Here is a 24,453-nt window from a genome sequence, read left to right on the forward strand (position 1 = left end):
GGGCGGATCGTTGCCTTTTTAGGCGGAAGCGCAATTCACGAAGCGACGGGCGGGGCGGGCGGACGCACCGCTTCGCGCAGGGCCTTTAAGAACTGCTCGGCGCCGCGCGTCTGGTAACGTTGCAAATGGCGCACGACGGCCAGTTCGCGGGTGGGCTCGATGCCGGTCAGCCGGAGGTAGGTCAGCGTTTCCTGATCGCGGGGTTGGCGGGCGAGTTGCGGGAGGATGGAGATGCCCAATCCCAGTGAGACGAACATTTTCAACGTGGCGACTTGGGCGCAGCGGTAGCGGATGCGCGGCTCGAAGTTATGATCGCCGAAAAACGCGCGGATTTGCGCGGCGAGCGTGCTGCCTTGGCCGAGAGTGACGAAATTTTCCCCGGCCAAGTCGTTGATGTTGATCTCGGCGCGTTGCGCGATCGGGTGACTGTGACCGACCACGAGCAACAGGGGATCGGTGAACAAAGGCTCGATGGACACCCGGCGGTTATCGAGGGGCAGGGGGACGACAGCGAAATCAACGTCGCCTTCCAGCACGCTCGCGACGAGGTCGTGGCGGAAATCCTCGCGGGCATCCACCGTGAGATGCGGATGTGACGTGCGAAGCTGGGCGATGAGCGGCGTCACGAGGTAGGGCATCACCGTTTGCACGGCGCCGACGACGATCCGGCCGGATGCGGTGGGGCTGTCTTGCAACTCCTTGGCGGCGTTTTCGACTTCGAAGAGGATGCGGCGCGCGCGTTCCACGAGGTTTTCGCCAGCTTCGGTGAGGACGGCGCGTCGACCGAGACGATGGAAAAGCTTACGGCCAATCTCCGCTTCAAGATTTATTATCTGTTGGCTCAAAGCGGGTTGAGAGACATTGCTTTGGGCGGCAGCCCGCGTGAAATTGCCGCTTTCAGCGACGGCGAGAAGGTAGCGGAGTTGAGTCAGTTCCATAACTTAAAGCGATGGAAGTGATAGAAAACGCATATTTCACTTATTGCAACGGTGGCGGTATTCTCGGCGGGTAAGGAAAATCCATGAAAACTAACCTAGTTCGTTTAGCGGTCACCCTCGGCGTTGCAGCCGTAGCCGCTGTGTTGCTTGTCCGTTCGACGGTCAGCGTTGATTCACTCGTCGGCTTCGGAGCCGTGATTGCACTCATCGCTGGGCTGGCGACGGAGTATCGGTTGACGGCCCCGCGGGCCGGCAGCCGCTGAGCCGGCTTAGTTCCCCTTTCGAAGCCCTGAGGTTTGCGCCGCAGGGCTTTTTTTGTGGCCCGAGGTGACGGGGTGGCGAGCGGGCACAAAAAAACGCGGGCGCGCGGCCCGCGTTTTGAGAGAGGAAGGTGATTACACGGCCAGCGGCGGCGGCGTGGAAACGGGGCGGCGGCGAACAAAAATCGCCACGATCAAAGAGATCAGAAAGTTGAAGATGAAACCGACCACGCCAGCCATGAGCGAGGCGGCGACAGGACTCATCATCGCACGCATCATGGGTTCGGCTTTCTCGATTTGATCCGAGCTCATGCCCTTGGCTTCCATCTTCGCGACCTGCACCTGATAAATGAGGTCGGACATGTTGTGGTTAATCAGAGCGAAATAGATGTAGGTGAAAACAATTCCGAAAAGTGCGCCAAAAACGGCGATCCCGGCGCCGGTCCCGAGAGCGGAGCCGTAGGTCCACTGACGATCGGCGGGGGCGGCCGCCCGTTTGGCAGCCATGCCGAGATAGAGGACCACGATGCTGATCACGAACAGGAGGGTGTTGGAGATCCAGGAGGTGGCCTCCATTTTTTCCACCGAGCTGTGGAAGCCGGTGATGTAGAAAACGAGGGAGACGAGGAAGCCGACCAGGGCGAGGACGAAGCCGTAGAGGAGGTTAGTTTTCATTGGAGGTGGAAGAAGCGTGCGGGGGTGATTGCCCGCGGGCAATCGGGGTAGGACGAACGGTGATGAGATGTGGACGAGCGGGTATCTTAGCGCAAGAAAGCTCGCACTAGGCGGTCGTCGCCATCGTTGGCGGCCGGTTTTAGTCCAGTGGCGGCGCACATGAGATTGTAGAGATGGATGTTGGCGACCGCCGGGATGCGCACGCCGGGGCGGATCGAGGGACCATGGGCGATCAGGAGAGCATGCATGCTCGGCAGCGCGGGGTCGTAGCCATGCTGGCCGCGATCGAAGTGGGATTGGTACTTGGTAAAGTTTTCCCGGCTCATGATGCACCACCCTTCATCGGGCACGAGCCAGATGGGCGGAATCCGCGGGTTGGCGGTCAGATGAAATCGCGGCGGCATCGCATCGCCGTGATACGCGTGGACGTGCGGCATGCGCGACACGCTCGCGAACACGGCGGCGGCGTCGGCGCCGGCGAGTGGACGCAGGCCGGCGGCGGTTTCGGAAAAGTCGATCTGCACCTTCTTCAAGTCGAAATAGTCGTCGAAGAGGACGACTTGCTGGGGCGTGCACTCCGTCATCCCGTGATCGGAAACGACGATGATGTTGGCCGCGATGCCCGCTTGGCGCAGGCGGTCCACGATCATACCCACGCGTTCGTCGAGGAGCTTGACCGCGCCGCGGATTTCGGGCGAATGCGGGCCAAAGCGGTGGCCCACGGAGTTGGTTTCCTCGAGGTAAAAGGTGGTGACGGCCGGACGCTGGGCGGGGGCGTCCGAAAGCCAGCTCAGCAATTCGTCGAGGCGTTTTTCGAAGGGGATGCTGTAGTCGTAAGGATGCCAGAAGGTGGGGCGGATGCCTTGGATCGCGGCGTCGGAGCCGGGCCAGAAGGCGCAAGCGCTGCGGCGGCCTTGCTTGATGGCAGTCACCCAAATGGGCTCGCCGCCCCACCACGTGCCGTCGCCGGAAATCGCGGCCCGGTTGTAGTGAAAGAACTCGCCGCGCGCGGGATCAAAAAAATCGTTGTTGATGATGCCGTGGTGCGCGGGATACAGGCCCGTGACGATCGAGTAGTGATTGGGAAACGTGTTACTGGGATAAACGGAGATCAGTGCTGCGGCCGAGGCACCGTCGCTCCGGAGCGCGCGCAAATGGGAGGTTTCGGCCGGATAGAGGTCGCAGTAGTCGGCGCGAAACCCGTCGAGGGAAATCAGCAGCAGCGGCGGTGGCGTGGCGATCGGCGATGAGGCGAAAACACGGGCGCCGGCCAGCAGAATGGAAAGCACCAGCAGCAGACGAAAGCGGAGAGGAGGGCAGGACGTTTGCATCAGTGGAGAGTGACGATCGTAGCGCCCCAGCCGCCGCTGTGTTCATCGCCGGAGCGCCAGCGCGCGGCGAGCGGAGAGCGTTGCAGAAGCGTGTGCACAGTGGTGCGCAAGGTGCCGGAGCCTTTGCCATGGACGATACGTACTTCCCGCAACCCGTGAGCGCGGCATTCCGCGAGATACGCCGGGATCAATTCGCCCACGTCTTGCGGGCGAAAGGTGTGCAGGTCGAGTTCCCCCGTGATCGGCAGCGGCACCGCGTGCTCGGGAGCGTCCACGGCGAAAAAACGTTACGTCTGCGGCTGCGGTGGGACCGCGGAGCCGGGCGGGACTTCGGCGGCGGGGGCGACAGGAGACGCGGGCGCCGCGGGTAATGCCGCGACCGCAGCCACGTCGGGCGCGGCGGGAACCGCGGTGCGCACGGGAGGGGCGGGCGGAGCGGGTGGCGGCTCGTCCATCGCGCGGCGGATTTCCTCCTCCACGCCACTGGCCGCTTTCTTGAATTCGCGCATCGATTTGCCGAGGCCGCGTGCGAACTCAGGGAGTTTTTTTCCGCCGAATAGGACGAGGACGATCAACATGATCATCATCAGCTCGGGGCCGCCGACGCCCTCGATAAACGCCAACGTGTGCGCGGAGAAAGTCATGACCCCGCACCGTAGCCTATCGCGTTAAAAATGTAACTGGAAAATGCGCGATTCAACGCGCGCGGGTGAAGGCGAGGCGCCAGGCGCGAGGATTTTGGCCGGTCAGGCGCTTGAAGCGCAGGGTGAAGTAAAAGGGATTCTCGTAGCCCACTTGGCGCGCGATTTCGGCGATGGGAGCCTGGGTGAACTGCAGGAGTTCACGGGCGCGGCCGAGGCGGCGAAGTTCAAGGTAGCGTTGCGGGGTGGCACCGGTTTCGTGCTGAAAGAGATGCGTAAAACGCGACGGCGAAAGGCCGCTGTGCCGCGCGAGGGCGGCGACGGAGAGCGGTCGCGCAAAGTCATCGTGAATCAAATCCAGTGCGCGACGGATGCGCGCATCCACGCCCAGCGTCAAAGTGTGAGGATTCAAGTGGTCGCACCACAAGAGGACCTCTTCCAACGCGTTCATTCCGAGCGCCTCGCGCAGTCGGCTGGAGGAAGCGTTGAGGCGCACGACATCGCGAAAGCGCTGGGTGATGCGCGACTCAAACTCGTGGCCATGGGTCGGAATCAAGTGAAGGCCAGGGGCGATGACGGGCCAGTTCAGCCAGTCGAGCCAGTGCGGGCGGGGAATGAAGTGAGCCCACAATATCTCCCACGCGTCGGCACCGAGGGCGGTGCCGTAGTCATGCAACGTGCCGGGAGCGACCAGCACGATATCACCGGGTTCAGTGACGCACTCCCCGGACGCGGAGCCGAAACGGCCGTGACCATCGAGGGTTTCGACGATGATCCAGTCGCGGGTGCCGTTTTCGCGGTAAGTGGCGTAACGCGGTCCTTCGCGAAAGTGCCCGGTGATGAGCTGTCCGGGGACGGGGGCGGGCGTGTTGGAGCGCGCGGTCATGGCAGGAGGATATTATAGGTTTTTACCAACGCGCCATATTCTAAAGCGAGGGAAACTATGCTACGGTGTGAATCATGGTTGCTGATCTTAAGACCCCCGTTGACCAAGAAATTTCCGCGCTGGCGGAGGAGTTCGCCCGCGAGGGATATTGTGTGGCGCGCGGCCTTTTTTCGCCCGGCGAAGTGGAGGAGATCCGTGAGGTCTTCAACAAGATGCACGCAGAGGGTGTGCCGGGATATTACGAGCGCACGAAGTCTTACGACGGCGTGGAAAATCCGGACGATCCGCTCGCGCAGTATCCACGGGTGATGATGCCCCACCGGTTCAACGCCCGGGCGCGGCATTACATGTTGTTGCCTCGCGTGGCGGATCGGTTGCGGGCATTTTTCGGCACGGATCCCGTGGCGACGCAGAGCATGTTTTATTTCAAGCCGCCGGGCGCGCGGGGGCAGGCGTTGCATCAAGATCAATTTTACCTGCTCGTCGATCCGGGCACGTGCATCGCGGCCTGGACCGCGATCGACGACTGCGACGCGGAAAACGGCGGCATGATGATCGTGCCGAAGACGAACGACGCGGAAATTTCGTGCCCGGAAACGGCGAATCGCGGCGAGAGTTACACATCGCATCTCGTCCCCGTGCCGAAGGGCAAAAAGGCGCAGCTCGCGCAAATGAAGGCGGGCGACACGTTGTTCTTTAACGGGAGTCTCATTCACGGCTCCGGGCCGAATCGCTCGAAGACGCGGTTTCGGCGCGCTTTCATTTGTCACTACGCCGCCGGCAACGTGCAGAAGATTTCCGGCAGCTATCGCCCGCTCGTGCGGATGGATGGCTCTGAATACGAAGTGGAATCGCAGTCCTCGGGCGGCCCCTGCGGCGAGGGGTGGAAGGGCGGCTCGCACTGAGCCGCGCCGGCAATCGGAAATTGTGAGCAGAGCCGGGCGAGCGTGCCCGGCTTTTCTATTTCAGGCGCACGCTCACCGTGAATTTGCCGGTCTCGCCGGGCTTCACGAAATGCAAACCGACTTTGTGCTCGGCGGCGTTGGGCGGGCCCATCCACGGCTCGACGCAATAGAAGGGGGCGGCGTCGTCCTGCGTCCACGTCACAAAAGTCGCGTCGGGCGGCGGCACATCGGCGGCGCCGAGGCGGACGGCGATGTCGCCGGGCCGGCCTTTTTCCCCGAAGACGACCTCGTTGCTCGAAAGCTTGAGGTGCAGCGTGTCGATGAGGTCGGGGCTGGCGAGGTTCTCGTCGGTGGCGAGATCGGGGCCGGGCACCAACTGGCCTTTTTTGTCCTGCCGCAGGTGTTGTTGCGCGGGAAGATGGATCAAATAATCGGAGCGCTGCGTGCCTTCGTGCCACGGCAGGGTGAAATAGAAATGATGGCCGGCGCTCCACGGCAGGGGAACGCGCCCGAGGTTGAGCAGCGCAAATTCGCACGAGAGCCCGAGAGCCTCGAACCGATAGCTGACGGTGAACTCGTAATCGAAGGGGTAGGCTTCCCGCGCCGCCGCATCAGGCACGAAGACGGCGCTAAAGCCGCGGGCGTCGATTTGCGCGAGTTCGAAGCGGCCTTGACGTGCGAGCCCGTGCATCGGCATCGGACGCCGCACGCCATCGTCGGCGCGCCAAAAATAGATGTCGCCTTGGTCGAACGTGCGGCCGGTGAAAGGAAAGAGGATCGGATTGCCCCCGCGAATGTGGGCAATCTCGTCGAGCGACTGCACCTCGGGCCAATAGATGACATCGCGCACGGAGCCGTCGCCGAGCGTCACATTCCAATTCATCAAGCGGGCGCCGCGTTCCGGGAGAGCAAGAAAAGTGGACCCGCCGACCTGCCAGCGCCGCAGTGTGCCGTCCAGATACGGGATGATTTCCATGGGCGGGAAAAAGCACGGGATGCGCCGCGCGGAAAGAACTATTTCGGCAAATGACGAGCCTGGAGAGCGGGCAGCCGGGTTTGCTTGCGCCGGCGGAAGCGCTCCGGGTAAGGTGAAGGCCTATGCATCGCTTGCTTGCCCTCCTCGGGTTTGGACTGCTGGCGATGGCGGGCGTCGCTGCGCCGCCTGCGGGCGAAGCGGTGCCAGTTCCTGCGCCACCGCCGACGCGGGTGGTGGTGATTCCGGTGCGCGAGGAGATTGCGAAACCGCAACTCTACATCATCCGGCGCGGCTTGAAGGAAGCGATCGAACAAAAGGCAGACGTGGTGGTGCTCGATATGAAAACGCCGGGCGGCGCGCTGGATGTGACGTTCGCCATCATGGAAGCGCTGCAAAAGTTTCCGGGCAGGACGATCACGTTCGTCAACGACCAGGCGTTGTCGGCGGGGGCGTTCATCTCGGCGACGACGGATGAGATCTGGTTCGCGCCGCGCGGGAAAATCGGCGCGGCGGCTCCGGTGAACTCGAACGGGCAGGATATCGACAAAACGATGAAGCAGAAAGTGGTGAGCTTTCTGCGTGCGGAAGTGCGCTCGGTGTCGGAAGGAAAGGGTTACCGCGGCCAGGTGGTGTCGGCGATGCTCGACGAGGATTACGAGCTGAAAATCGGCGACATAGTGCTGAAACCCAAAGGCGAGTTGCTTACTCTGACGGCGAGCGAAGCGATGAAGGAATACGGCGAGCCGCCGCACCCGCTGCTGGGTGCCGGGATCGCCGATAATATCGACGACTTGTTGCAGAAGAAATTCGGCGCGCGCGGTTTCACGGTGACGCGTCTCGACGTGACGTGGTCGGAGCGATTGTCGGTCTTTCTCAACGCATTGTCGCCGGTGCTGCTGGGACTGGGGTTGCTGGCTCTATTCATCGAGTTCAAGACGCCCGGCTTCGGCATCTTTGGCGTGAGCGGCATCACGTTGCTCGCGGTGGTGTTTCTGGGGCACTACGTCGCCGGATTCTCGGGTCACGAACCAATGCTCGTATTCGCAGTGGGACTGCTGCTGCTGGGCGTCGAGGTGTTCTTTTTTCCGGGTGTGGTCGTGATGGCCGTATCGGGCCTGGTGTTGATGCTGGGTTCGCTGGTGTGGGCGATGACGGATTTGTGGCCGGGCGAGCCCGTGAGTTTTTCGGAAGACCTGATCGGGCCGCTGCAAAATCTGGGGTTGGGTATTGCGATCGCCGTGGGCCTGGGCTTCGCGCTGGTGCGATTTCTCCCGCGCGGGTTGTTCTGGGACCGGATGATTCTTGGTTCCGCGATTGGCGCGAGTGCGCAGGACGGCGGGGTGGCGCCCGCGATGGTGGCGGCGCCGCTGACAGGACGCGAAGGCGTGACGGTGAGCGCGCTGCGACCCGCGGGGCAGGTGGAAGTGGACGGGCGGCGTTTTGAAGCGCGCGTGGAAGTGGGCGCATTGGACGCGAACACGCGGATCGTGGTGACGCGGCGGACGGACTTCGGGCTCGTGGTGGAGAAATTGGAATCGTGAATACGATCATCCTGCTTTTCGTGGCGGGTCTCGTGTTGCTCGGGCTCGAGGTGTTTGTGCCCGGTGGCGTGCTGGGCGTGATCGGCGGGCTCGCGATGCTGGGCGGGTGCGCGCTGGCGTTTCACGATTTCGGGCCGGGCGGCGGCCTGATCGCGAGCGTGGTGGGCGCCGTGTTGCTCGGAGGAATGCTGTATGCGGAATTCGCGTGGCTGCCGCGCACCCGCTTCGGCGGGAAGCTGTTTTTGCGGCGAGCGATTCACTCCAAGAGCCAGCCGCCGGTGGCGGAAGCGGAGTCGGTCGTGGGCCAAATAGGCGAAGCGGCGACGACGCTGGCACCGAGCGGCTACGTGTTGGTGGGCGGTCGGCGTTACGAGGCGTTTTCCCAATCGGGGCTCATTGCGCGCGGCACGACGGTTAAGGTCGTCAGCATGGACAATTTTCGGATAGTCGTCTCTCAACCCAAAGAAACATGAACTGGTCTTTTATCCTCTTCGTCGCACTCGGAATCGCCGCGTTCGTCATCTTCATCATTGTGGTGTCGTTTTTCAGCGTCTGGCTGAGGGCGATGCTGGCCGGAGCGCCGGTGAGCATGCTCAATCTCGTGGCCATGCGGCTGCGCCAGGTGCCTTACAGCGTCATGGTCGACGCGCGCATCCGCGCCACGAAGGCGGGCATCGAGCTTTCGATCGACGACATCGAGGCGCAGTATCTCGCGGGCGGCAACGTGCTCGCGTGCGTGCATGCGCTCATCGCGGCGCAGAAGGCGGGCATTGCGCTCGACTGGCAGCGTTCGTGCGCGATCGATCTGGCCACCAAGGGCTCCGGAAAATCCGTCGAAGAAGCGGTGCGCACCTCGGTCGATCCGAAGGTGATCGACTGCCCGAACCCTGAGAGCGGACGCACGACGATCGATGGGGTGGCCAAGGACGGCATCCAGGTGAAAGTGAAAGCCCGCGTGACGGTGCGCACCCATCTGGACCGCTTCGTTGGTGGCGCGAAGGAAGAGACGATCATTGCGCGTGTCGGCGAAGGCATCGTGACGACCATCGGCTCGGCGGAGAGCTACAAAGTGGTGCTCGAATCGCCGGATAGCATTTCGAAAACGGTGCTCGCGCGCGGTCTCGATGTGGGTTCGGCGTTCGAGATTTTATCGATCGACATCGCGGACGTCGACGTGGGCGACAACGTCGGCGCGAAGCTCCAGGAAGCCCAGGCCGAGGCGAACAAGAGCATCGCGCAGGCGCAGGCGGAAATCCGGCGCGCGGCGGCGGTGGCCCTCGAACAGGAAATGAAGGCGCGCGTGCAGGAAATGCAGGCGAAGGTCGTGGAAGCGCAGGCGCTCGTGCCGCAGGCGATGGCGGAGGCGTTTCGCAGCGGGCGGCTCGGCGTAATGGATTATTACCGGATGGAAAATGTGCAGGCGGATACGTCGATGCGGCAGAGCATTGCCGGCGGCGAAGGTGGCAAAAAGTAACGCCCCCGCTCTCGCGCAATGGATTGGATTTTAGAGCATCTGAAGGTCGTCATCGCGATCGCGGCGGCGATTGCGTATTGGTTGAACAGCCAGCGCAAGGCCGGGGCCGACGAGCGCGACGACGAAGACAGCGGCGCGGCGGGCACCGACGCGAACGAGCGCACGCGGCAGCTGCAGGAAGAAATCCGTCGTAAAATCGAGGAACGCCGGCGCGGGCAACCGGCGGCGCCCTCGTCGATGCCGCCGCCTGTCGTGCGCCCTCGGGCCAATCTGCCGATGCCGCCGTTTGGCGGTTCGCCGGAGCCACAGCCCGCCATGCGCCGTGCGACGGAGCTTTGGCAGGAGCGCGAAGCCGTCAGGAAGGAAGCGGCGGCGGAGACGAACGCGCATACAGCCGCGGTGTTGGAGCGGCAGGAACGGCTGGCCGAGGAGTTGCGCGCATTGGAAGCGGCGAGGATCACGGCGCGCAAGCGGGCAGCGGAATTGGCCGCGACCCAAACCGCGGCGGTGGCGCGAGAACAGGCGTCGGCGCAAACGCTCGCGGGCGATCTGCGCGATGCGCGCGATCTGCGGCGGGCGGTCATCTGGCGGGAAGTGCTCGGGCCGCCGGTGGGCTTGCGATAACGGGGAGCGGCCGTTGAGCGAGGATCGGACGACGTGGAGTCGTTCGGCCGGTGACGCGGGGATGGCTCCGAGCGAGAGCCAGCGAAGATGCGCAGCGTAGCGCGTTGGACGAACGGATCGCCAGGTGCGGCGAAACCGCGGAGGCGTTGACCGCTCAGCGGCCGATCTGCACGCGATTGTAGCCGGTGAGGCCTTGATCGCGAATGTTGATGCGACGGCCGTTTTCCTCGATCGCCACATTTTCCAAGGCGGTGGCGGTCAGGTAAAGCGGACCGCGCTTGGGCACCGTGCGACTTTCGCCGCGGGTGAGGGTGACGTCGGGCAGCAGCACATCGCCGGGTGTGCCATCGGGATTACGCACGGAGACTTTAATCCGCACGCTATCGAGCGCCACAAAGGTGATCGAGGGTTCGTTGGCGGGGGTGACGCTGAGGTTGCTCGTGCTCGCGCGGGCGGCGTCTGGCTTGTTGTTGTGCACGAGCGCGAAGATGCCCCAAGCAATGAGGCCGAGAACAACCACAATCAACGCGCCGATGCCGATGCGATAGACGATCGCAGGGTCAAGTGCCGCGCCGGCGGAAACATTGCCTGGGCGGGGAAGGCGGCGGGGCGTCTCGGTGGTGCTGGCATCAGGAGCGGCGGCGGCGGAGACCTCGTTGACGGGGGCGGCCGAGGCGACGGAAATATCCATGCGGCCGTAGACCTCGCGGTTGGGTTGACGCGTGCGCGAGGCACTGGCGGTCAAGGCCGTGTAGTCGTTGACGATCTTGTCGGCCGAGACTTTGAGAAAGTTGGCGTAGGTGCGCAAAAAGCCGCGCACGTAGATTTCAGCGAGATCGAAGTCGAACTTGTTGGTCTCAAAATTCTGCAGATAATCGCTCCGGATCTTCGTCGCTTCGGCCGCTTCGCGCAGGGAGATCCCCTTTTTCTTACGCGCGTCTTCGAGGCGTTCGCCGATAGTCTGCATGAGATGGTCAGTTAGGGTGTTTGATGGGTAAAGGGAAGGATGTTCTCGTCGGGCTCAGAGGGAATCGAGGTCGACGAGAATTTCGCGCGGGCTGGAGCCGTTTTCCGGACCGACGATGCCTTTGTCTTCCATGATTTCCATGAGCCGGGCGGCGCGATTGTAGCCGATGCGAAGACGGCGTTGGAGCATCGAGGTGGACGCGCGGCGAGACGACTTCAGGACGTCGAGAGCTTGTTCGTAGAGTGCTTCGTCGTCGCCGAGATCGCCGTCGGCGCCGTCTTCCTCTTCATCGTCTTCGCTGGCGGCGCGATCAATCTGTTGTTGGACTGAGAGCGCATATTGCGGAGGGCCGTTGCGTTTGAGGAATTCGACGAGTTCGAGCACCTCTTCATCGGCGACGAAGGCGCCTTGCGCGCGCACGAGGCGGGATGATCCGGGCGGCGAGAACAGCATGTCGCCGCGGCCGATGAGGGTGTCGGCGCCCTTGGTGTCGAGGATGGTGCGGGAGTCGACTTGCGAGGCGACCTGGAACGCGATGCGGGAGGGGAGGTTGGCCTTGATGACGCCGGTGATGACGTTCACCGACGGGCGCTGGGTGGCGATGATGAGGTGGATGCCGGCGGCGCGCGCGAGTTGCGCGAGGCGGGCGATGGAGGTCTCGATCTCGGCGGGCGCGACCATCATGAGATCGGCGAGTTCGTCGATGATCGCAACGATGTAGGGCAGGCGCTCGGGGATTTCGATATCGTCGGGCGGCGGCGTGATGCCTTCGAGGGTGGGTTGCGAGTCGGCCGGGAGGGGAAGCTCGTCGGGCTTGTTCTTCTTGCGCGAGTTGAAGCCGACGATGTTGCGGACGTTGCACTTCGCAAAAATCTGGTAGCGCTGTTCCATCTCGCCGAGGAGCCATTTCAGGGCACCGGGCACTTTCTTCGGTTCCGTGACCACGGGAATCAGCATGTGGGGCAACGGATTGAAGACCTTTAGTTCGACGACCTTCGGATCGACCATCAGGAGGCGCACGTTTTTCGGTGACGCGCTATACAGGATGGAGGCGACGATGGAATTGATGCAGACCGACTTGCCTGAGCCGGTGGCGCCAGCGATCAGCAAATGGGGCATCTTCGTGAGGTCGGAGATGAGTGGCTTGCCCGACACGTCTTTGCCCAACGCGATCGGGAGCTCGGCGCGCGCGCCGCTCCAGTCTTCGCTCTCGAGGATCTCGCGCATGCCCACGGGCGTGGGGTGCTGGTTCGGCACTTCCACGCCGACGGCGGCTTTGCCGGGAATGGGCGCGAGGATGCGGACGGACTGGGCACGCATGCCGAGGGCGATGTTCTTATCGAGACCGGAGATTTTCTCGACGCGGACACCGGCCGCGGGAACGACTTCGTAGCGAGTAATGACGGGGCCGACGTGGATCTCGCCGAGCGTCACCTCGACGCCGAATTCGCTGAGGATGCGGAGGAGGTTTTCCGCATTCTGGCGATGTTCTTCCTCCGAGTTTCCGGCCGCGGCTTTGACCTGTTCCTTGAGCAGGGTGAGCGGCGGAAACTGGTAATCTTTATCATCGCTGCGCGGCGCCAGCGTGGCGGTCTTGGACTTCTTGGACTCCTCGGCCTTGACGATATTGAGTTCGAATTTGCCGGTGGCCGCCGCGAGGGCCTTGGCATCGCTGGCGGGATCGCCGGTGGCGACAGAGCGCGCGAGCTTGAGCGGCGGGGCTTTGGCCGCAGGGGAGGGCTCCGGCTCGGGCATGGGCGGCCGGGTCGCGGGCTTGGCGAGCGGCTCCTCGTTTTTCGGAATGACGAGTTTGCGGCCGGCGGGGCCGACAGGCCCGGGCGCGGGTGCCTTTTCTACAACGGCCGGGAGCACGCTGGTGGCGGTGGCGGGTTTGTCGCGGTCGCCTTTGGCCTTGGCGCGGGCGGCTTTCTCTTCTGCGCGCGCGGCGCGCAGTTCAGCGCGAGTTTTGGCGCGAGCGGCCCGCCACGCGTGAAACGCCAGCAGGTGTTTCTCGAACTCGGCGCCAATGTCTTTCATGAAAATGAACATCAGGCCGAAAACGTAAACGCAGCCGAGGAGGAGACCGGTGCCAAAGACACCGAGCAAATCGCGCAAGGCGCCTTGGTAAACGAGGTGCCCCATCCAGCCGCCAGGCCCTTGCGGGAGGTAATCGCTGGATTGAAAGCTCTCGAACATCGCCGAAATGCCGGCGAGGGCGAGAATGGAGAAAACCATCGCGGCCAGACGCGTGCCCGGGAGACGGCGGGCGTTGCGCACCGCCACGACGACCATCCAGAAAAGGAAAACCGGAATCAGCCACGTCGCGATGCCAATGACGTAAAAAGAGGCCGCGGAAAAACTCGCGCCCATCCAGCCGACGAGATTTTTCTCCGTGGGATTGGTGGTGTGATACGATGTCTGCAACGGCGAGTAGCTGAGCAGAGCAACGAGAATCAAGGTGCCGACGACGAGGCAGCCGAGGGCGGTCCACCAATGGGGGCGATGTCGAGGAGCGGCGAAGGACGGGCCGTCGATTGAGTTTGAAGTCTCGGACTTGGGCATTTGTGTGGGAACGGCCGGAATTACGGCGGATTCCACGGCAACGACAAGGGTGGTCAAACGCAAAGAGCCGGCAAGGGTGGTTTGAGAACGATGAAATTTTTATGAACGAAATCCTGCGATTCACGCCGTTGTATCAGGAGCGGGTTTGGGGCGGTCGGGCGCTCGAAGCCGCGCTGCAACGCACCCTGCCGGGACAAGGGCCGATTGGCGAAAGTTGGGAGATCGTGGATCGCCCAGAAGCGCAGTCAGTCGTGCGGGGAGGAACGCATGCCGGGGAGACGATCCGCGAGGTTTTGCGGAAGAATGTCGAAAACGTCATGGGGCCGAAATGGGCGAAAGACCGGCCGTTTCCGATCTTGGTGAAGTGGCTCGATTGTCGCGAGCGGCTGAGCCTGCAGGTGCACCCGCCGGTGGCCGTGGCGAACGAGCTGAAGGGAGAGCCGAAAACGGAGAACTGGTATATCGCCAAGACGACGGCGGGCGCGCAGTTGATCGTGGGGTTGAAACATGGCGTCACGCGGGAGCAGTTTGAGCGGGCAATCGAGCAGGGGACGCTGGAGGAGTGTGTGCACCATTTTCGCGTCGCCGCGGGCGATTCGATCCTCGTCCACAGCGGAGAAGTGCACGCGATCGACGCCGGCAGTCTGATCCTCGAAATCCAGCAAAATTCGGACACAACCTATCGGGTTTACGATTGGGGGCGGGTGGGCCTCGACGGGAAACCTCGGACGCTGCATCTGGCGGAGTCGTTGCGCTCCATCAATTGGGAGGTGTTTGAACCCGAGCCGGTGCGGGCTTCGCCGACGTCGGCGGTGATTGCGGATTCCGATGAGTTTACAATCCGGCGTGTGGTGTTGGCGAAGGGGGAGCGGTTGTCGCTCGCCGCGGGCGAGCAACCGCGCATCGTGAGCGTCGTCGCGGGGCGCGTGAAGTGCGGCCAGAGCGAGTTGGGTTTCGGTGAGAATGCGGTGTTGCCGTATGCGAGCGCGTTTACGTTTTCCGCGATCGAAACGGCGATCATTCTGGTGACGGAGAATTTTGCGGTCTGACGCGCGGGTGCGCGGCCGAGAATTGTGGCGCTCACGCCCCGGGAAGGGCGTGTGCGCTTGAAGAATTCATGAAGCCGTAGTTTAATGGCCGGCTTATCATGACGAAAGACTCAGCTGACACCACAGAACCCACCTCCGCAGCGCCGGGCGACACCAACCGGACGGCGGAATCAGCGGAGCCGATCGCCAATGGCGATGTGGCGACGGCCAAGAAGGAAGCGGCGGAACATTACGACCGGTATGTACGCGCGGTGGCGGACCATGAAAATTTCCGCAAGCGCACGGTGCGCGAGAAGGAGGAATTGCGACTGTTCGCGGCCTCACGCGTGCTGGAGGATTTGCTGCCAGTCCTGGATAATCTCGGGCTGGGCCTGGCGGCCGCCAAGCAACCCAATGCGGATGTAAAGGCGCTGACGGCCGGGGTGGAGATGGTGCTGACGCAGTTGAAATCGGCGTTGGCGAATCACGGGTTGAAGGAAATTGCGCCGGCGGGGCAGGTTTTTGATCCCAATCTGCATGAGGCGATTTCGCATCAGCCGAGCGCGGACGTGCCTGCGGAGCATGTCTCGACGGTGGTGCGCACGGGCTATTCGCTGAACGGGCGGCTGCTGCGGCCGGCGTCCGTGGTCGTTTCGAGCGGTCCGGCAAAAGAAGGGAAGAGCTAAAGGGGCACGCGTGCTTGCAGGCGGGAGGCTTTTCTCTTCGCCTGCTCGCCGGCTACCCATGCCGTTTCAACTAACATGGCCAAAGAAGATTACTACGAGTTGCTCGGCGTCGGGAAAACCGCGACGGAAGAGGAACTGAAGAAGGCTTACCGCAAGAAAGCGGTGCAGTATCACCCGGATAAAAACCCGGGAGACAAGTCGGCGGAGGAGATGTTTAAGAAAGTCTCCGAGGCCTATGACGTGTTGAAAGACGCGGACAAACGCGCGGCCTATGATCGTTATGGGCACGCGGCGTTTCAAGGGCCGGGGGCGGGCGCGCCACGTGGCGGCGGCGGGGGCGGGTTTCACGATCCATTCGACATCTTCCGCGAAGTCTTTGGCCAGCAAGGCGGCGGCGGAGGCGGGGGGATTTTCGATGAGATGTTCGGCGGCGGTGGCGGCGCGCGCGATGGCGGCCGCGACGGCGCGGATTTGCGTTACGATCTCGAAATCACGCTCGAAGAGGCGGCGCGGGGCGCGGAGAAGGAGATTTCGTTTCGGAAGAACGTGTCCTGCGAACGCTGTGATGGCAGCGGAGCGGAGCCGGGCTCGAAACGGGTGACATGCCCTACGTGCCGCGGCGCGGGCCAGATTCGCCGCTCCGGCGGTATCATCACCTTCACGCAAACGTGTCCGACCTGTGCCGGCTCGGGCACGCGGATCGAGAAGAAGTGCACGGTCTGTCACGGCGAGGGTCGTATGCCGAAGACGGTGAAGCTCACGGTGCGCATCCCTCCGGGTGTGGATACCGGATCGCGTTTGCGCTCGGGCGGGAACGGCGAGGCGGGGCTGGCCGGCGGGCAGTCGGGCGATCTCTACATCGTGCTGTCGGTGCGCGAGCATGAGCTCTTCGAGCGGCAGGGCGACGATCTGTTTTGCGAGATTCCGATCAAGTTTACGCTGGCGACCTTGGGCGGCACGATCGAGCTGCCGACGCTCTTCGGGAAAGGGTCTTTGAAAATCCCGGCGGGCACGCAAAGCGGCACGACCTTCCGTTTGCGCGACAAAGGCATGCCGTCGCTGCGCGGCTCGCGGCAGGGCGACCAGCTCGTGCGGGTGCATGTCGAAGTGCCGCAATCGCTCACGGCCGAGCAGCGAAAGTTGCTCGAGGAGTTCGCGCGCATCAGTGGCGATGCGAACGAGCCGACGTCGAAGAGCTTTTTCGAGAAGGCGAAAAAGTTTTTTTAGGCGACGAGCGGGCGCGGCACCGAAGCGCATTTACAACGTCCGGGCCGCGTGGAAACGTGGTGGGGCCGATGCTGGACAATCCGAAATTGATGACCCTCGCGGATGCGGTCACGACGCGCGAGCGGCTGCGTGCGAGCGGGCGGCGCGTCGTGTTGACGAACGGCGTGTTCGATCTGCTGCACACGGGGCATCTTTACTATTTGCAGCAGGCGCGCGCGCGCGGCGATGCGTTGTTCATCGCGTTGAACAGCGACGCGAGCGTGAAGGCGATCAAGGGTCCGCAGCGGCCGGTGCAGACGGAAGAGCAGCGGGCGTATGCATTGGGCGCACTGGCGTGCGTCGATGTGGTGGTGGTGTTTCGCGAGCCGCGGTTGACGGCGGAGATCCGGGCGTTGCGGCCGGACATTTATTGCAAGGCGGGCGACTACACGCTGGAGAAACTCAACGGCGAGGAGCGCGCGGCGCTGGAGGAGCTGGGCGTGCGCATCGAATTCCTGCCGTTTCTGCCGGGGTTCAGTACGACGCAGTTGATTGCGCGCATCAAAGCGGCTGGCGAAGTCTGATTTATGAACGTCGTAATTCTCGGCTCCGGACGTGGTTCAAATGCAGAGGCGATGCTGCGGGCGCAGGCGGAGGGGCGGCTCGGGCGCGCACAAGTGACGCAAATTTTTTCCGACCGGGAGGGCGCGGGAATTCTCGAGCTGGGGCCGCGTTTCGGTGTGGCGGCGAACTTTCTCGATGCGGCGCCGTATAAGACGAAACTCGATGGCGCGGCGGAGCAGGCGTATATCGCGGCGCTGAGTTCGTGCGCGCCGGATTTGATCGTGCTGGCGGGATTCATGCGCGTGCTGAAGATGCCGTTTTTGGCGGCCTTTGAAGGGAAGATCATCAATTTGCACCCGAGTTTACTGCCGAGTTTCCCGGGGTTGGATGCGATCGGGCAGGCGTGGCGGCGGGGCGTGAAGATCACCGGTTGCACCGTGCATGCGGTGACATTGGACGTGGACGGCGGGCCGATCCTCGATCAAGCGGCGGTGCGCGTGGAGGAGGGCGAGTCGTTGGAGGCGTTGACGGGGAAGATGCATGCGGCGGAGCACGCGTTGCTGCCGGCGGTGGTGGCGCGTTTGAGCGAACGCTGAGCCGCATGAGCGTCGTCTGGCAGATGCCGCTGAAAAACCAACCGGTGTTGGTGCAAGCGGGGCTGGCGGTGCACGGGCAGAAGCGAAGGGTGGAGGAGTATTTGCTGCCGGAGTTGTGGGCGGTGCATTTGTATCGCTACGAGGCGGAGATCGAATTGGACGGGCACAGGATGACGATCGGTCCGGGGTGCGCGGGAGTAACGCCGCCGAACACGCGCATCGTTTATCGTTATAAAGGAGAATCGCGGCACATCTTTGCGCACTTCCGCCTGGCGACGGGCGGCGACTTGGTGGCGATGCAGGCGGTGCAGGATGCGGGCGAGGTGTTCGCTGAGCTCGCCGAAGGTTTGGAGCAGGCGGCGGGTTGGCTGCCGGCGCAGCCGCGTCGGGCGTCGGTGCGATTGTGGGATGTTTTGTGGCAGCTCGCCGGGGCGCCGATGGCGGAGCGCGAACCGCGGAAGCGGCTGCATCCGGCGCTGGGCCGGGCGGTGCGGGAGATCGAGTTGCGGATGGCGGAGAAGTTGTCGATTCCAGATATCGCGAAGCGCGCGGAGGTGTCGCACAACCATTTGACGAGGTTGTTTCGCGCGCAGTTTGGCGTGACGGTCGAGGGCTACATCCGGCAGCGCAGAGTGGAGCGGGCGCAGCACCTGCTGGCGCATTCGACGCTCGCGATCAAAACGATCGCCGCCGAGGTGGGGCTGCCGGATCTGCATTTTTTCAACAAGACGGTGCGAGCGGCGAGCGGATTGAGTCCGCGCGAATATCGCGAGCGGGCCGGGGCGTAGTTTCAGCATCGTCAAGCCCGGCGGTTGTCGTTGGCGTGGAGAAACGATGTTGCCCCGGGTGTTGATCATCGAGGACGAGCCGGCGATCGCGGATACGCTGATCTACGCGCTGAAAACGGATGGGTTCGTGCCGCACTGGCGTGCAACCGGGGCGGCGGGGCTCAGCGCGCTGGCGGGCGAGGCGTTTGCGTTGGTGATACTGGACGTGGGACTGCCGGACGGAAGCGGGTTCGATTTGTGCCGGCAAATCCGGCGGCAGAGCGATGTGCCCGTGCTGTTTCTGACGGCGCGTCACGCGGAGGTGGACCGCGTGGTGGGTTTGGAGTTGGGCGCGGACGATTACGTGACGAAGCCGTTCAGTCCGCGCGAGGTGACGGCGCGCGTGAAAGCGATTCTGCGCCGGGGGCGTCGCGATGAGCCGGCGGAAGCGGGAGCGTCGGCGGAGGTCGGCGGGGAAGAATTTGCGGTCGATGCGGCGCGGTGCGAAGTGCGTTACCATGGCGTCCGGTTGGAGCTGACGCGTTACGAATATCGCTTGTTGTGCGCGTTGCTGGCGCGGCCGGGCCACGTGCTGGCGCGAGGACAACTGATGGAGCAGGCGTGGGAGGATCCAGGAGCGAGTTTGGAGCGCACGGTGGATGCGCATGTGAAATCGTTGCGGGCGAAGTTGCGCGCCGTGACGCCGGATGCGGATCCGATCGTCACGCATCGCGGACTGGGCTACGCGGTGCGCGAACAGACGAAGCGATGAGGATTCGGACGGCGATCTTTGGCGTTTACGTGGCGGCTTCGGCGGCGGGGTTTTGCGTGTTGATGGCGCTGGTGTTGCGGGAAGTGAGACTGCGTTACATGGAGTCGATGCGCCACACGCTCACCGAAGTGGCGACGGTTTTGGCGAGTGGGGCCGGAGACGTAAGAAACGCGAATGAGGCGCAAGCTGCACGGGACTGGCGGCAGGGAATTTCGGTTCCGGTGCGCGAAGAGGGAAGGGGCGTGCAGATATTCACGGTGAGCGGGAGCGATGCCGCTGCCATCGCCGCCGCAAAGGGCGCACCGCCGGTGATGCTGGGCGACGCGGGCGGTGGGACGACGGGAAGGGGTGCCGCTTTGGTTGGTCGGGAATTGCGAGCGTGGGCTCCCGTGGTGGAGAAGGAGCGCACCGTGGGTTTTGTGGTGGTTGCGCGGTCGATCGACAGTGCGGTCGGGGAGATTGCGCGAGCACGCTGGCGGCTGGCGGCGTTTGGGCTGGGCGTAGCCGGCGCGATGATGGCGCTGGGGTGGTGGATCGCGCAGCGGTTGACGCGCTCGTTGGAGCGACTCACCACCTACGTGGAAGCGCTGCGGGAGGGAGAAGGCGGTGCGGCGCCGACGTCGCGCGCGAAGGAAGTGCAGGCGTTGGCGGGAGCGTTTGAGCGGATGCGCCGCACGTTGGAGGGAAAGGCTTACGTGGAGCGCTACACGCAGGCTTTGGCCCATGAAATCAAGGCTCCGCTGGCCGGGGTGCGCGGGGCGGCGGAATTATTGCGCGAGGATTTGCCGGCGGAAGAACGCGAGCGGTTTTTGCGCCATCTCGAGGTGGAGTCGGAGCGGATCGCGGCGATCGTCGATCGGCTGCTGGAATTATCGGCGGTGGAGGCGCGGAACGGACGGATCGAGATCGAGGACGTGGACTTGCTGGCGGTGGCCGACGAGGTCGTGGAGTCCGTGCGGTTGGCCGCCGAGGCGAGAGGTGTTGGCCTCGTGGTGAGCGGCAGCGTCGTGATCGTGCCGGGGGAGCGGTTTCTCTTGGTGCGTGCGATCGCCAACCTGGTGCAAAACGCGATTGATTTCAGTCCGGCGGATGGCGTGGTGAGAGTGCGTGTGGCAGAGGCGGACGCGCGAGGCGCGGTCACGGTGCAGGATGACGGGCCCGGCATTCCGCCTTACGCGAAAGAGAGAATTTTTGAGCGCTTCTATTCATTGGCACGTCCGGTGACGGGGCGAAAGAGCACGGGGCTGGGTCTGAGCTTGGTGCAGGAGGTCGCGACCTTACATCGCGGCACGATCACCGTGGAAGGAGGGGCGCGGGGCGGGACAACAGCGCGGTTGAGTTTGCCGCGTTGAAGGGAATTCGCGCGGAATTCACCGCGGCTTCATCAAGTCTTCACGAGGGGCAGGGAAGATGGCGCGATGGAAAACACCGGTTCAGTATTCAATGCAGCCCAAGCATGGATCCGACGCCGCGCGTCGGCCTTCAAGTTGTTCGGACTCGGGGTGATCGCGCTTCTCATGTTAATACCCATCGGGATGGTCAACGGGACGCGCGACGAGCGCGAACGGCGCTTTCAAAGCGCGGTCGAGGACGTGACGCGGGTGTGGGGGAAGGATGAAACGTTGCCAGGGCCGGTGTTGGTCGTGCCTTACCACTACCAAGTCCACGAGGAAGTGTGGGTGGAAAGCGGGGGCATGCGGCACAAAGAAGCGCAGAGCCGCACGTTATCCGCGGAGGCGTATTTTTTGCCTAAGGAGATGACAACCTCGGGAGCGATCGAGATGAGCGTGCGGAAACGTGGGATCTACGCCGCAGATGTATTCACCGCGGCGTTGACTGTGCGAGGACGGTTTGCGCGGCCTGATTTTGCATTCACAGGAGTCGAGAATGCGCAGCCGGAGTGGGGTCGCGCGTGGATGTGCGTCAGCATTTCGGACGTGAGGCGCGTTCGCGAAGCGAGCGTCACGTGGGCGACACAGCACGCGGCGGTCGAGCCATGGAACGGCGCGCAAGGTTGGCCGGCGGGTTTGAGAAGCGCGGCGCCGATCCCCGAGGGAAGCGGAGAGCTTGAGTTCACGATGGCGCTTGAGATCGACGGCAGCGGGTCGTTGATGCTCGTGCCGTTGGCGGAAAAAACCACGGTGCGGCTTGAGTCTCGTTGGCCGGCGCCGAGTTTTTGCGGTGGTTACCTGCCGACGCGACGGGAGGTGGGCGCGGGAGGATTTTCCGCCGAGTGGCTGATCGGCAAATTCGCGCGCGAATTCCCTTCGCATTGGACAAGCCTCAGAAGTGTAGGGGCACCCAAATACGGGCAGCTTGAAGCGGCGGCTTTCGGCGTGAAGCTGGCGCCAGCCGTAAGCGCCTATCGATCGATCGAGCGCGCGACGAAATACGGGTTGCTGTTCGTGGCGTTGATCTTCGGCGCGTTTTACGGATTCGAGCTGGTGTGTCGAATGCGATTGAATGCGTTAAATTACCTGCTGATCGGCGGGGCGATTTGCCTGTTTTTCCTCGGGCTATTGGCGACGGCGGAATTGCTGCCGTTCGGGGCGGCCTACGCGATCGCAGCGGGCGCATCTACCGCCTTGATCGCAGGTTATAGCTGGGCGTTGCTGAAGAGCGGCCGGCGGGCTGTGGTCGTCGGAACGCTCTTGGGGGCCATCTATGGTTACCTCTTTCTCGTGCTGGGACTGGAGGATTTTGCGCTGTTGACGGGCACGGGGGCGTTGTTCGCGATCGTGGCGGTGCTGATGTGGTTGAGCCGGCGCAGCGTGGCCAACGGATACACAGAAGGTCCCGCACCGCTCTGAGCGTTTGAGCCGAGTCGCAAGTCTTTCGGCGTGGGCGCAGGTGATCTCATCGGATCGCTTCTTGCATCCCTGGGCGGGTCGCAGGACGGTGGCGGAGTGAGCCTTTACGAATTCAAATGCGAGATCCCGCCCGCCGAGGCCGGTGCCATTGACGAACTGTTACTGAATCACGGCGATGGACGATGGAGCGTCGTGGAAGACGTCATTGTGCAACAGGCTTGGGTCATCGGAGTATTCGAGGACGAAGCGGAAAGCTGGCACGCGTGGGAAGCACTTAAAGGGCTAGGGGTGAACGTTAAGGGTAGTCCGGCCCTGCGACCGTTGGCAGATCAAGATTGGCGCGACAGCTACAAGGCGCATTTCAAGGCGTGGAAATTCGGGCGTTTGCATTGGGTGCCGATTTGGCAACGCGACCAATTCGCGGTTCCGGCGGGCGATGCGGTGCTGTGGCTCGACCCGGGTCTGGCGTTTGGAACGGGGAATCACGAAACGACGCGATTGTGCGTTGAAAGGCTCGTGGGCCTCGCGCCCCGTTTGGCAAGAGATGCGCGCATCGTGGACGCTGGCTGCGGTTCGGGGATTCTGGCGCTTTCCGCGGTGCTGCTCGGCTTTACGAGCGTGATCGGCTTCGATAATGACCCCGAGGCCGTGCGCGTGAGTCGGGAGAATGCGGCGCTTAATGGCCTGCAGCCCGGTCCGGACTTTTTTGTCGCCGATTTAGTGAGCGGACTCCGAGAGCGCCAAGCGGATCTTTTAATGGCTAATATCCAGTCGGATGTGCTAATCCGATTTCAGCGCGAACTGATCGCTGCGGTCGCCCCGAGAGGCACGCTGGTGCTGAGCGGAATCTTGGCCCACGAGCAGGCGGATGTTCTGCAAGCGTTTCGGGCCGCGGCGCCGGGTTGGGCGATTGAGGGGCGAGTGCTGGGCGAATGGAGCGACGTGATGCTTTCACGTCCGGCCGCGCTTTCGTAAGAGACCGCGAGGCCGCACGGGTCACGAAGGCTTCGTGCCGTGCGGTGCGGCTTTGGCAGCCGATCAGGAGAACAAATCCGTCGGAGTTCGGTTCAGGAACTCTTCCATATACGCCGTGGTGGCCTTGCCCTCGATGAAAATTGGGTCGGCCATGATCGCCTTGTGGAGCGGAATGGTCGTTTTCACGCCTCGTATAATATATTCGCTGAGAGCGCGATAGGTGCGCTCGAGGGCGATCTTGCGGCTAGAGCCAAAGCAGATCAACTTGCCGATCATCGAATCGTAGTGCGACGGGATCGTGTAACCGCCGTAAGCGTGTGAATCGACGCGGACGCCATGGCCGCCAGGGGCGTAATAGAGGCTGATCGTGCCGGGCGACGGGGCGAAGTTACGCGCGGGGTCTTCGGCGTTGATGCGGCATTCGATCGCGTGCTTCTCCCACTTGATGTCGCTTTGATCAAATTCCAGCTTTTCGCCGTTCGCCACGCGGATTTGCTGCTTGATCAAATCGATGCCAGTAACCTCTTCGGTTACAGGATGTTCGACTTGAATGCGCGTGTTCATTTCGATGAAGTAATAATTGCCCTTCGCATCGACTAAAAATTCGATCGTGCCGGCGTTTTCATATTCCGCAGCGGAGGCGGCCTTGACGGCGGCCTTGCCCATTTTCTTGCGCAAATCGGGGGTGAGAAAAGGAGAGGGAGATTCCTCGATCAGCTTCTGGTGGCGGCGTTGGACGGAGCAGTCGCGTTCGCCGAGATGTAGGACTTTACCATGACTGTCGGCGAGGATTTGGAATTCGATGTGCCGGGGCTTTTCGATGTATTTCTCGATATAAACGGCGCCATTGCCGAATGCCTTTTCGGCCTCGTTGCGAGCCACGTGATATTCTTTGGCAAACGAGACATCGTTGTGGGCGATGCGCATGCCACGCCCGCCGCCACCCGCGACCGCTTTGATTATGATGGGATAGCCAATTTTGCGGGCGATTTTGACGGCTTCCGCTTCAGAGGCCACCGGGCCGTCGCTGCCGGGAACGATCGGCACGCCCGCTTTGCGCACGGTGTCCTTGGCAACCGACTTATCTCCCATCATCTTGATGGATTTTGACTTAGGACCGATGAATTTGATGTTACAGGATTCACACTGTTCGGCGAAGCGCGCATTTTCGGACAAAAAGCCGTAGCCGGGATGGATCGCATCTACATCGGCAATCTCCGCAGCGCTGATGATCCGGTCGGCGCGGAGGTAGCTGTCGGCGCTTTTGGG

Annotated in this window: 26 protein-coding genes (1 of these 26 running past the window's edge); 16 read left to right on the top strand and 10 right to left on the bottom strand. The window is 62.9% G+C overall.

Translation table 11 applies throughout. The features are described from left to right. Positions 1-35 precede the first annotated feature (35 nt). Entirely contained in the window at positions 36-938 is a 903-nt protein-coding gene (locus K0B96_RS02020) for a LysR family transcriptional regulator (protein WP_220163260.1), read from the bottom strand. A gap of 83 nt (positions 939-1,021) precedes the next feature. Here K0B96_RS02020 and K0B96_RS02025 point away from each other — a divergent pair, with 83 nt between their 5' ends. Further along, positions 1,022-1,201, top strand: a complete 180-nt coding sequence (locus tag K0B96_RS02025) for a hypothetical protein (protein WP_220163262.1) — start codon at positions 1,022-1,024, stop codon at positions 1,199-1,201. A 132-nt stretch (positions 1,202-1,333) separates the two neighbouring features. On the opposite strand, the gene K0B96_RS02030 is transcribed toward K0B96_RS02025, so the two are convergent. From K0B96_RS02030 to K0B96_RS02050, 5 genes are all read right to left on the bottom strand, one after another. Continuing rightward, positions 1,334-1,873, bottom strand: a complete 540-nt coding sequence (locus K0B96_RS02030) for a DUF4199 domain-containing protein (RefSeq protein ID WP_220163264.1) — start codon at positions 1,871-1,873, stop codon at positions 1,334-1,336. Between the two features lie 86 nt (positions 1,874-1,959). Further along, positions 1,960-3,204: an alkaline phosphatase family protein gene (locus K0B96_RS02035; RefSeq protein WP_220163274.1), complete on the bottom strand. Its 1,245-nt coding sequence runs from the start codon at positions 3,202-3,204 to the stop codon at positions 1,960-1,962. Then, positions 3,204-3,479, bottom strand: coding sequence for a Smr/MutS family protein (locus K0B96_RS02040; RefSeq protein ID WP_220163276.1), 276 nt, complete (start codon positions 3,477-3,479; stop codon positions 3,204-3,206). The genes K0B96_RS02035 and K0B96_RS02040 overlap by 1 nt, the downstream gene beginning before the upstream one ends. A 12-nt stretch (positions 3,480-3,491) precedes the next feature. After that, positions 3,492-3,848: a Sec-independent protein translocase subunit TatA/TatB gene (locus tag K0B96_RS17605; protein WP_220163278.1), complete on the bottom strand. Its 357-nt coding sequence runs from the start codon at positions 3,846-3,848 to the stop codon at positions 3,492-3,494. A gap of 52 nt (positions 3,849-3,900) precedes the next feature. Next, a complete protein-coding gene (locus K0B96_RS02050; RefSeq protein ID WP_220163280.1) occupies positions 3,901-4,731 on the bottom strand; it encodes a helix-turn-helix domain-containing protein in 831 nt (276 codons plus the stop codon). A 74-nt stretch (positions 4,732-4,805) separates the two neighbouring features. Between K0B96_RS02050 and K0B96_RS02055 the strand changes: the two genes are divergently transcribed. Beyond that, positions 4,806-5,636, top strand: a complete 831-nt coding sequence (locus tag K0B96_RS02055) for a phytanoyl-CoA dioxygenase family protein (RefSeq protein ID WP_220163289.1) — start codon at positions 4,806-4,808, stop codon at positions 5,634-5,636. A 55-nt stretch (positions 5,637-5,691) separates the two neighbouring features. Here K0B96_RS02055 and K0B96_RS02060 read toward each other — a convergent pair whose 3' ends face one another. Further along, a complete protein-coding gene (locus tag K0B96_RS02060) occupies positions 5,692-6,612 on the bottom strand; it encodes an aldose epimerase family protein (protein WP_220163291.1) in 921 nt (306 codons plus the stop codon). Between the two features lie 122 nt (positions 6,613-6,734). Here K0B96_RS02060 and K0B96_RS02065 point away from each other — a divergent pair, with 122 nt between their 5' ends. Genes K0B96_RS02065 through K0B96_RS02080 form a run of 4 tightly spaced genes read left to right on the top strand, consistent with a single transcriptional unit; the run spans position 6,735 to position 10,251 of the window. Continuing rightward, a complete protein-coding gene (locus K0B96_RS02065) occupies positions 6,735-8,153 on the top strand; it encodes an NfeD family protein (protein WP_220163293.1) in 1,419 nt (472 codons plus the stop codon). Beyond that, on the top strand, positions 8,150-8,626 hold the full coding sequence (locus K0B96_RS02070) for an NfeD family protein (RefSeq protein ID WP_220163295.1): 477 nt from the start codon (positions 8,150-8,152) through the stop codon (positions 8,624-8,626). Before K0B96_RS02065 ends, K0B96_RS02070 begins: the two co-directional genes overlap by 4 nt. Beyond that, positions 8,623-9,627, top strand: coding sequence for a flotillin-like protein FloA (floA, locus tag K0B96_RS02075; protein ID WP_220163297.1), 1,005 nt, complete (start codon positions 8,623-8,625; stop codon positions 9,625-9,627). The genes K0B96_RS02070 and floA overlap by 4 nt, the downstream gene beginning before the upstream one ends. Before the next feature lie 18 nt (positions 9,628-9,645). Then, positions 9,646-10,251: a hypothetical protein gene (locus K0B96_RS02080; RefSeq protein WP_220163299.1), complete on the top strand. Its 606-nt coding sequence runs from the start codon at positions 9,646-9,648 to the stop codon at positions 10,249-10,251. Between the two features lie 154 nt (positions 10,252-10,405). Here K0B96_RS02080 and K0B96_RS02085 read toward each other — a convergent pair whose 3' ends face one another. After that, positions 10,406-11,218, bottom strand: coding sequence for a helix-turn-helix domain-containing protein (locus tag K0B96_RS02085; RefSeq protein WP_220163301.1), 813 nt, complete (start codon positions 11,216-11,218; stop codon positions 10,406-10,408). 54 nt (positions 11,219-11,272) lie between these two features. Continuing rightward, positions 11,273-13,780: a DNA translocase FtsK gene (locus K0B96_RS02090; protein WP_220163303.1), complete on the bottom strand. Its 2,508-nt coding sequence runs from the start codon at positions 13,778-13,780 to the stop codon at positions 11,273-11,275. A 101-nt stretch (positions 13,781-13,881) separates the two neighbouring features. On the opposite strand from K0B96_RS02090, the gene K0B96_RS02095 reads away from it, so the two are divergent. The 10 genes from K0B96_RS02095 to K0B96_RS02140 all read left to right on the top strand — a co-directional run bounded on the left by K0B96_RS02095 (position 13,882) and on the right by K0B96_RS02140 (position 23,184). Then, positions 13,882-14,829: a type I phosphomannose isomerase catalytic subunit gene (locus K0B96_RS02095; RefSeq protein WP_220163304.1), complete on the top strand. Its 948-nt coding sequence runs from the start codon at positions 13,882-13,884 to the stop codon at positions 14,827-14,829. Between the two features lie 98 nt (positions 14,830-14,927). Further along, positions 14,928-15,494 (top strand): nucleotide exchange factor GrpE, encoded by a 567-nt coding sequence (locus K0B96_RS02100; RefSeq protein WP_220163305.1) that lies wholly within the window; start codon positions 14,928-14,930, stop codon positions 15,492-15,494. A 75-nt stretch (positions 15,495-15,569) separates the two neighbouring features. Beyond that, positions 15,570-16,721, top strand: a complete 1,152-nt coding sequence (gene dnaJ / locus K0B96_RS02105; RefSeq protein WP_220163306.1) for a molecular chaperone DnaJ — start codon at positions 15,570-15,572, stop codon at positions 16,719-16,721. A 68-nt stretch (positions 16,722-16,789) separates the two neighbouring features. Next, positions 16,790-17,284, top strand: a complete 495-nt coding sequence (locus K0B96_RS02110; protein WP_220163308.1) for an adenylyltransferase/cytidyltransferase family protein — start codon at positions 16,790-16,792, stop codon at positions 17,282-17,284. 3 nt (positions 17,285-17,287) lie between these two features. Further along, on the top strand, positions 17,288-17,860 hold the full coding sequence (gene purN, locus K0B96_RS02115; RefSeq protein WP_220163310.1) for a phosphoribosylglycinamide formyltransferase: 573 nt from the start codon (positions 17,288-17,290) through the stop codon (positions 17,858-17,860). A 5-nt stretch (positions 17,861-17,865) separates the two neighbouring features. Continuing rightward, positions 17,866-18,648: a helix-turn-helix domain-containing protein gene (locus tag K0B96_RS02120; protein ID WP_220163312.1), complete on the top strand. Its 783-nt coding sequence runs from the start codon at positions 17,866-17,868 to the stop codon at positions 18,646-18,648. Positions 18,649-18,694: 46 nt separating this feature from the next. Continuing rightward, entirely contained in the window at positions 18,695-19,399 is a 705-nt protein-coding gene (gene creB, locus K0B96_RS02125; protein ID WP_220163314.1) for a two-component system response regulator CreB, read from the top strand. Next, positions 19,396-20,751 (top strand): ATP-binding protein, encoded by a 1,356-nt coding sequence (locus K0B96_RS02130; protein ID WP_220163316.1) that lies wholly within the window; start codon positions 19,396-19,398, stop codon positions 20,749-20,751. Before creB ends, K0B96_RS02130 begins: the two co-directional genes overlap by 4 nt. A 66-nt stretch (positions 20,752-20,817) precedes the next feature. Next, positions 20,818-22,209 carry a cell envelope integrity protein CreD gene (gene creD / locus K0B96_RS02135; RefSeq protein ID WP_220163318.1) on the top strand — a complete coding sequence of 464 codons (1,392 nt, stop codon included), beginning with the start codon at positions 20,818-20,820 and terminating at the stop codon, positions 22,207-22,209. A gap of 30 nt (positions 22,210-22,239) precedes the next feature. Further along, positions 22,240-23,184: a 50S ribosomal protein L11 methyltransferase gene (locus K0B96_RS02140; RefSeq protein ID WP_255558811.1), complete on the top strand. Its 945-nt coding sequence runs from the start codon at positions 22,240-22,242 to the stop codon at positions 23,182-23,184. 63 nt (positions 23,185-23,247) lie between these two features. Here K0B96_RS02140 and accC read toward each other — a convergent pair whose 3' ends face one another. Next, positions 23,248-24,453 carry the 3' portion of an acetyl-CoA carboxylase biotin carboxylase subunit gene (accC, locus tag K0B96_RS02145; RefSeq protein WP_220163327.1) on the bottom strand. 159 nt of this gene lie beyond the right edge of the window, so the window shows 1,206 of its 1,365 coding nt (coding positions 160-1,365); its start codon lies off the right edge, out of view; the stop codon is at positions 23,248-23,250.

The organism is Horticoccus luteus, assembly GCF_019464535.1.
GTDB classification, from domain to species: domain Bacteria; phylum Verrucomicrobiota; class Verrucomicrobiia; order Opitutales; family Opitutaceae; genus Horticoccus; species Horticoccus luteus.

What these genes read in the sequence shown, in the direction of transcription:
- K0B96_RS02050 (WP_220163280.1), bottom strand. Translation starts at nt 4,731, where the DNA reads ATGACCGCGCGCTCCAACACGCCCGCCCCCGTCCCCGGACAGCTCATC.
- dnaJ (WP_220163306.1), top strand. Translation starts at nt 15,570, where the DNA reads ATGGCCAAAGAAGATTACTACGAGTTGCTCGGCGTCGGGAAAACCGCG.
- K0B96_RS02085 (WP_220163301.1), bottom strand. Translation starts at nt 11,218, where the DNA reads ATGCAGACTATCGGCGAACGCCTCGAAGACGCGCGTAAGAAAAAGGGG.
- K0B96_RS02120 (WP_220163312.1), top strand. Translation starts at nt 17,866, where the DNA reads ATGAGCGTCGTCTGGCAGATGCCGCTGAAAAACCAACCGGTGTTGGTG.
- K0B96_RS02025 (WP_220163262.1), top strand. Translation starts at nt 1,022, where the DNA reads ATGAAAACTAACCTAGTTCGTTTAGCGGTCACCCTCGGCGTTGCAGCC.
- purN (WP_220163310.1), top strand. Translation starts at nt 17,288, where the DNA reads ATGAACGTCGTAATTCTCGGCTCCGGACGTGGTTCAAATGCAGAGGCG.
- K0B96_RS02020 (WP_220163260.1), bottom strand. Translation starts at nt 938, where the DNA reads ATGGAACTGACTCAACTCCGCTACCTTCTCGCCGTCGCTGAAAGCGGC.
- K0B96_RS02100 (WP_220163305.1), top strand. Translation starts at nt 14,928, where the DNA reads ATGACGAAAGACTCAGCTGACACCACAGAACCCACCTCCGCAGCGCCG.
- K0B96_RS02090 (WP_220163303.1), bottom strand. Translation starts at nt 13,780, where the DNA reads ATGCCCAAGTCCGAGACTTCAAACTCAATCGACGGCCCGTCCTTCGCC.
- K0B96_RS02110 (WP_220163308.1), top strand. Translation starts at nt 16,790, where the DNA reads ATGCTGGACAATCCGAAATTGATGACCCTCGCGGATGCGGTCACGACG.
- K0B96_RS02080 (WP_220163299.1), top strand. Translation starts at nt 9,646, where the DNA reads ATGGATTGGATTTTAGAGCATCTGAAGGTCGTCATCGCGATCGCGGCG.
- creB (WP_220163314.1), top strand. Translation starts at nt 18,695, where the DNA reads ATGTTGCCCCGGGTGTTGATCATCGAGGACGAGCCGGCGATCGCGGAT.
- creD (WP_220163318.1), top strand. Translation starts at nt 20,818, where the DNA reads ATGGAAAACACCGGTTCAGTATTCAATGCAGCCCAAGCATGGATCCGA.
- K0B96_RS02065 (WP_220163293.1), top strand. Translation starts at nt 6,735, where the DNA reads ATGCATCGCTTGCTTGCCCTCCTCGGGTTTGGACTGCTGGCGATGGCG.
- floA (WP_220163297.1), top strand. Translation starts at nt 8,623, where the DNA reads ATGAACTGGTCTTTTATCCTCTTCGTCGCACTCGGAATCGCCGCGTTC.
- K0B96_RS02060 (WP_220163291.1), bottom strand. Translation starts at nt 6,612, where the DNA reads ATGGAAATCATCCCGTATCTGGACGGCACACTGCGGCGCTGGCAGGTC.
- K0B96_RS02055 (WP_220163289.1), top strand. Translation starts at nt 4,806, where the DNA reads ATGGTTGCTGATCTTAAGACCCCCGTTGACCAAGAAATTTCCGCGCTG.
- K0B96_RS02130 (WP_220163316.1), top strand. Translation starts at nt 19,396, where the DNA reads ATGAGGATTCGGACGGCGATCTTTGGCGTTTACGTGGCGGCTTCGGCG.
- K0B96_RS17605 (WP_220163278.1), bottom strand. Translation starts at nt 3,848, where the DNA reads ATGACTTTCTCCGCGCACACGTTGGCGTTTATCGAGGGCGTCGGCGGC.
- K0B96_RS02030 (WP_220163264.1), bottom strand. Translation starts at nt 1,873, where the DNA reads ATGAAAACTAACCTCCTCTACGGCTTCGTCCTCGCCCTGGTCGGCTTC.
- K0B96_RS02035 (WP_220163274.1), bottom strand. Translation starts at nt 3,204, where the DNA reads ATGCAAACGTCCTGCCCTCCTCTCCGCTTTCGTCTGCTGCTGGTGCTT.
- K0B96_RS02095 (WP_220163304.1), top strand. Translation starts at nt 13,882, where the DNA reads ATGAACGAAATCCTGCGATTCACGCCGTTGTATCAGGAGCGGGTTTGG.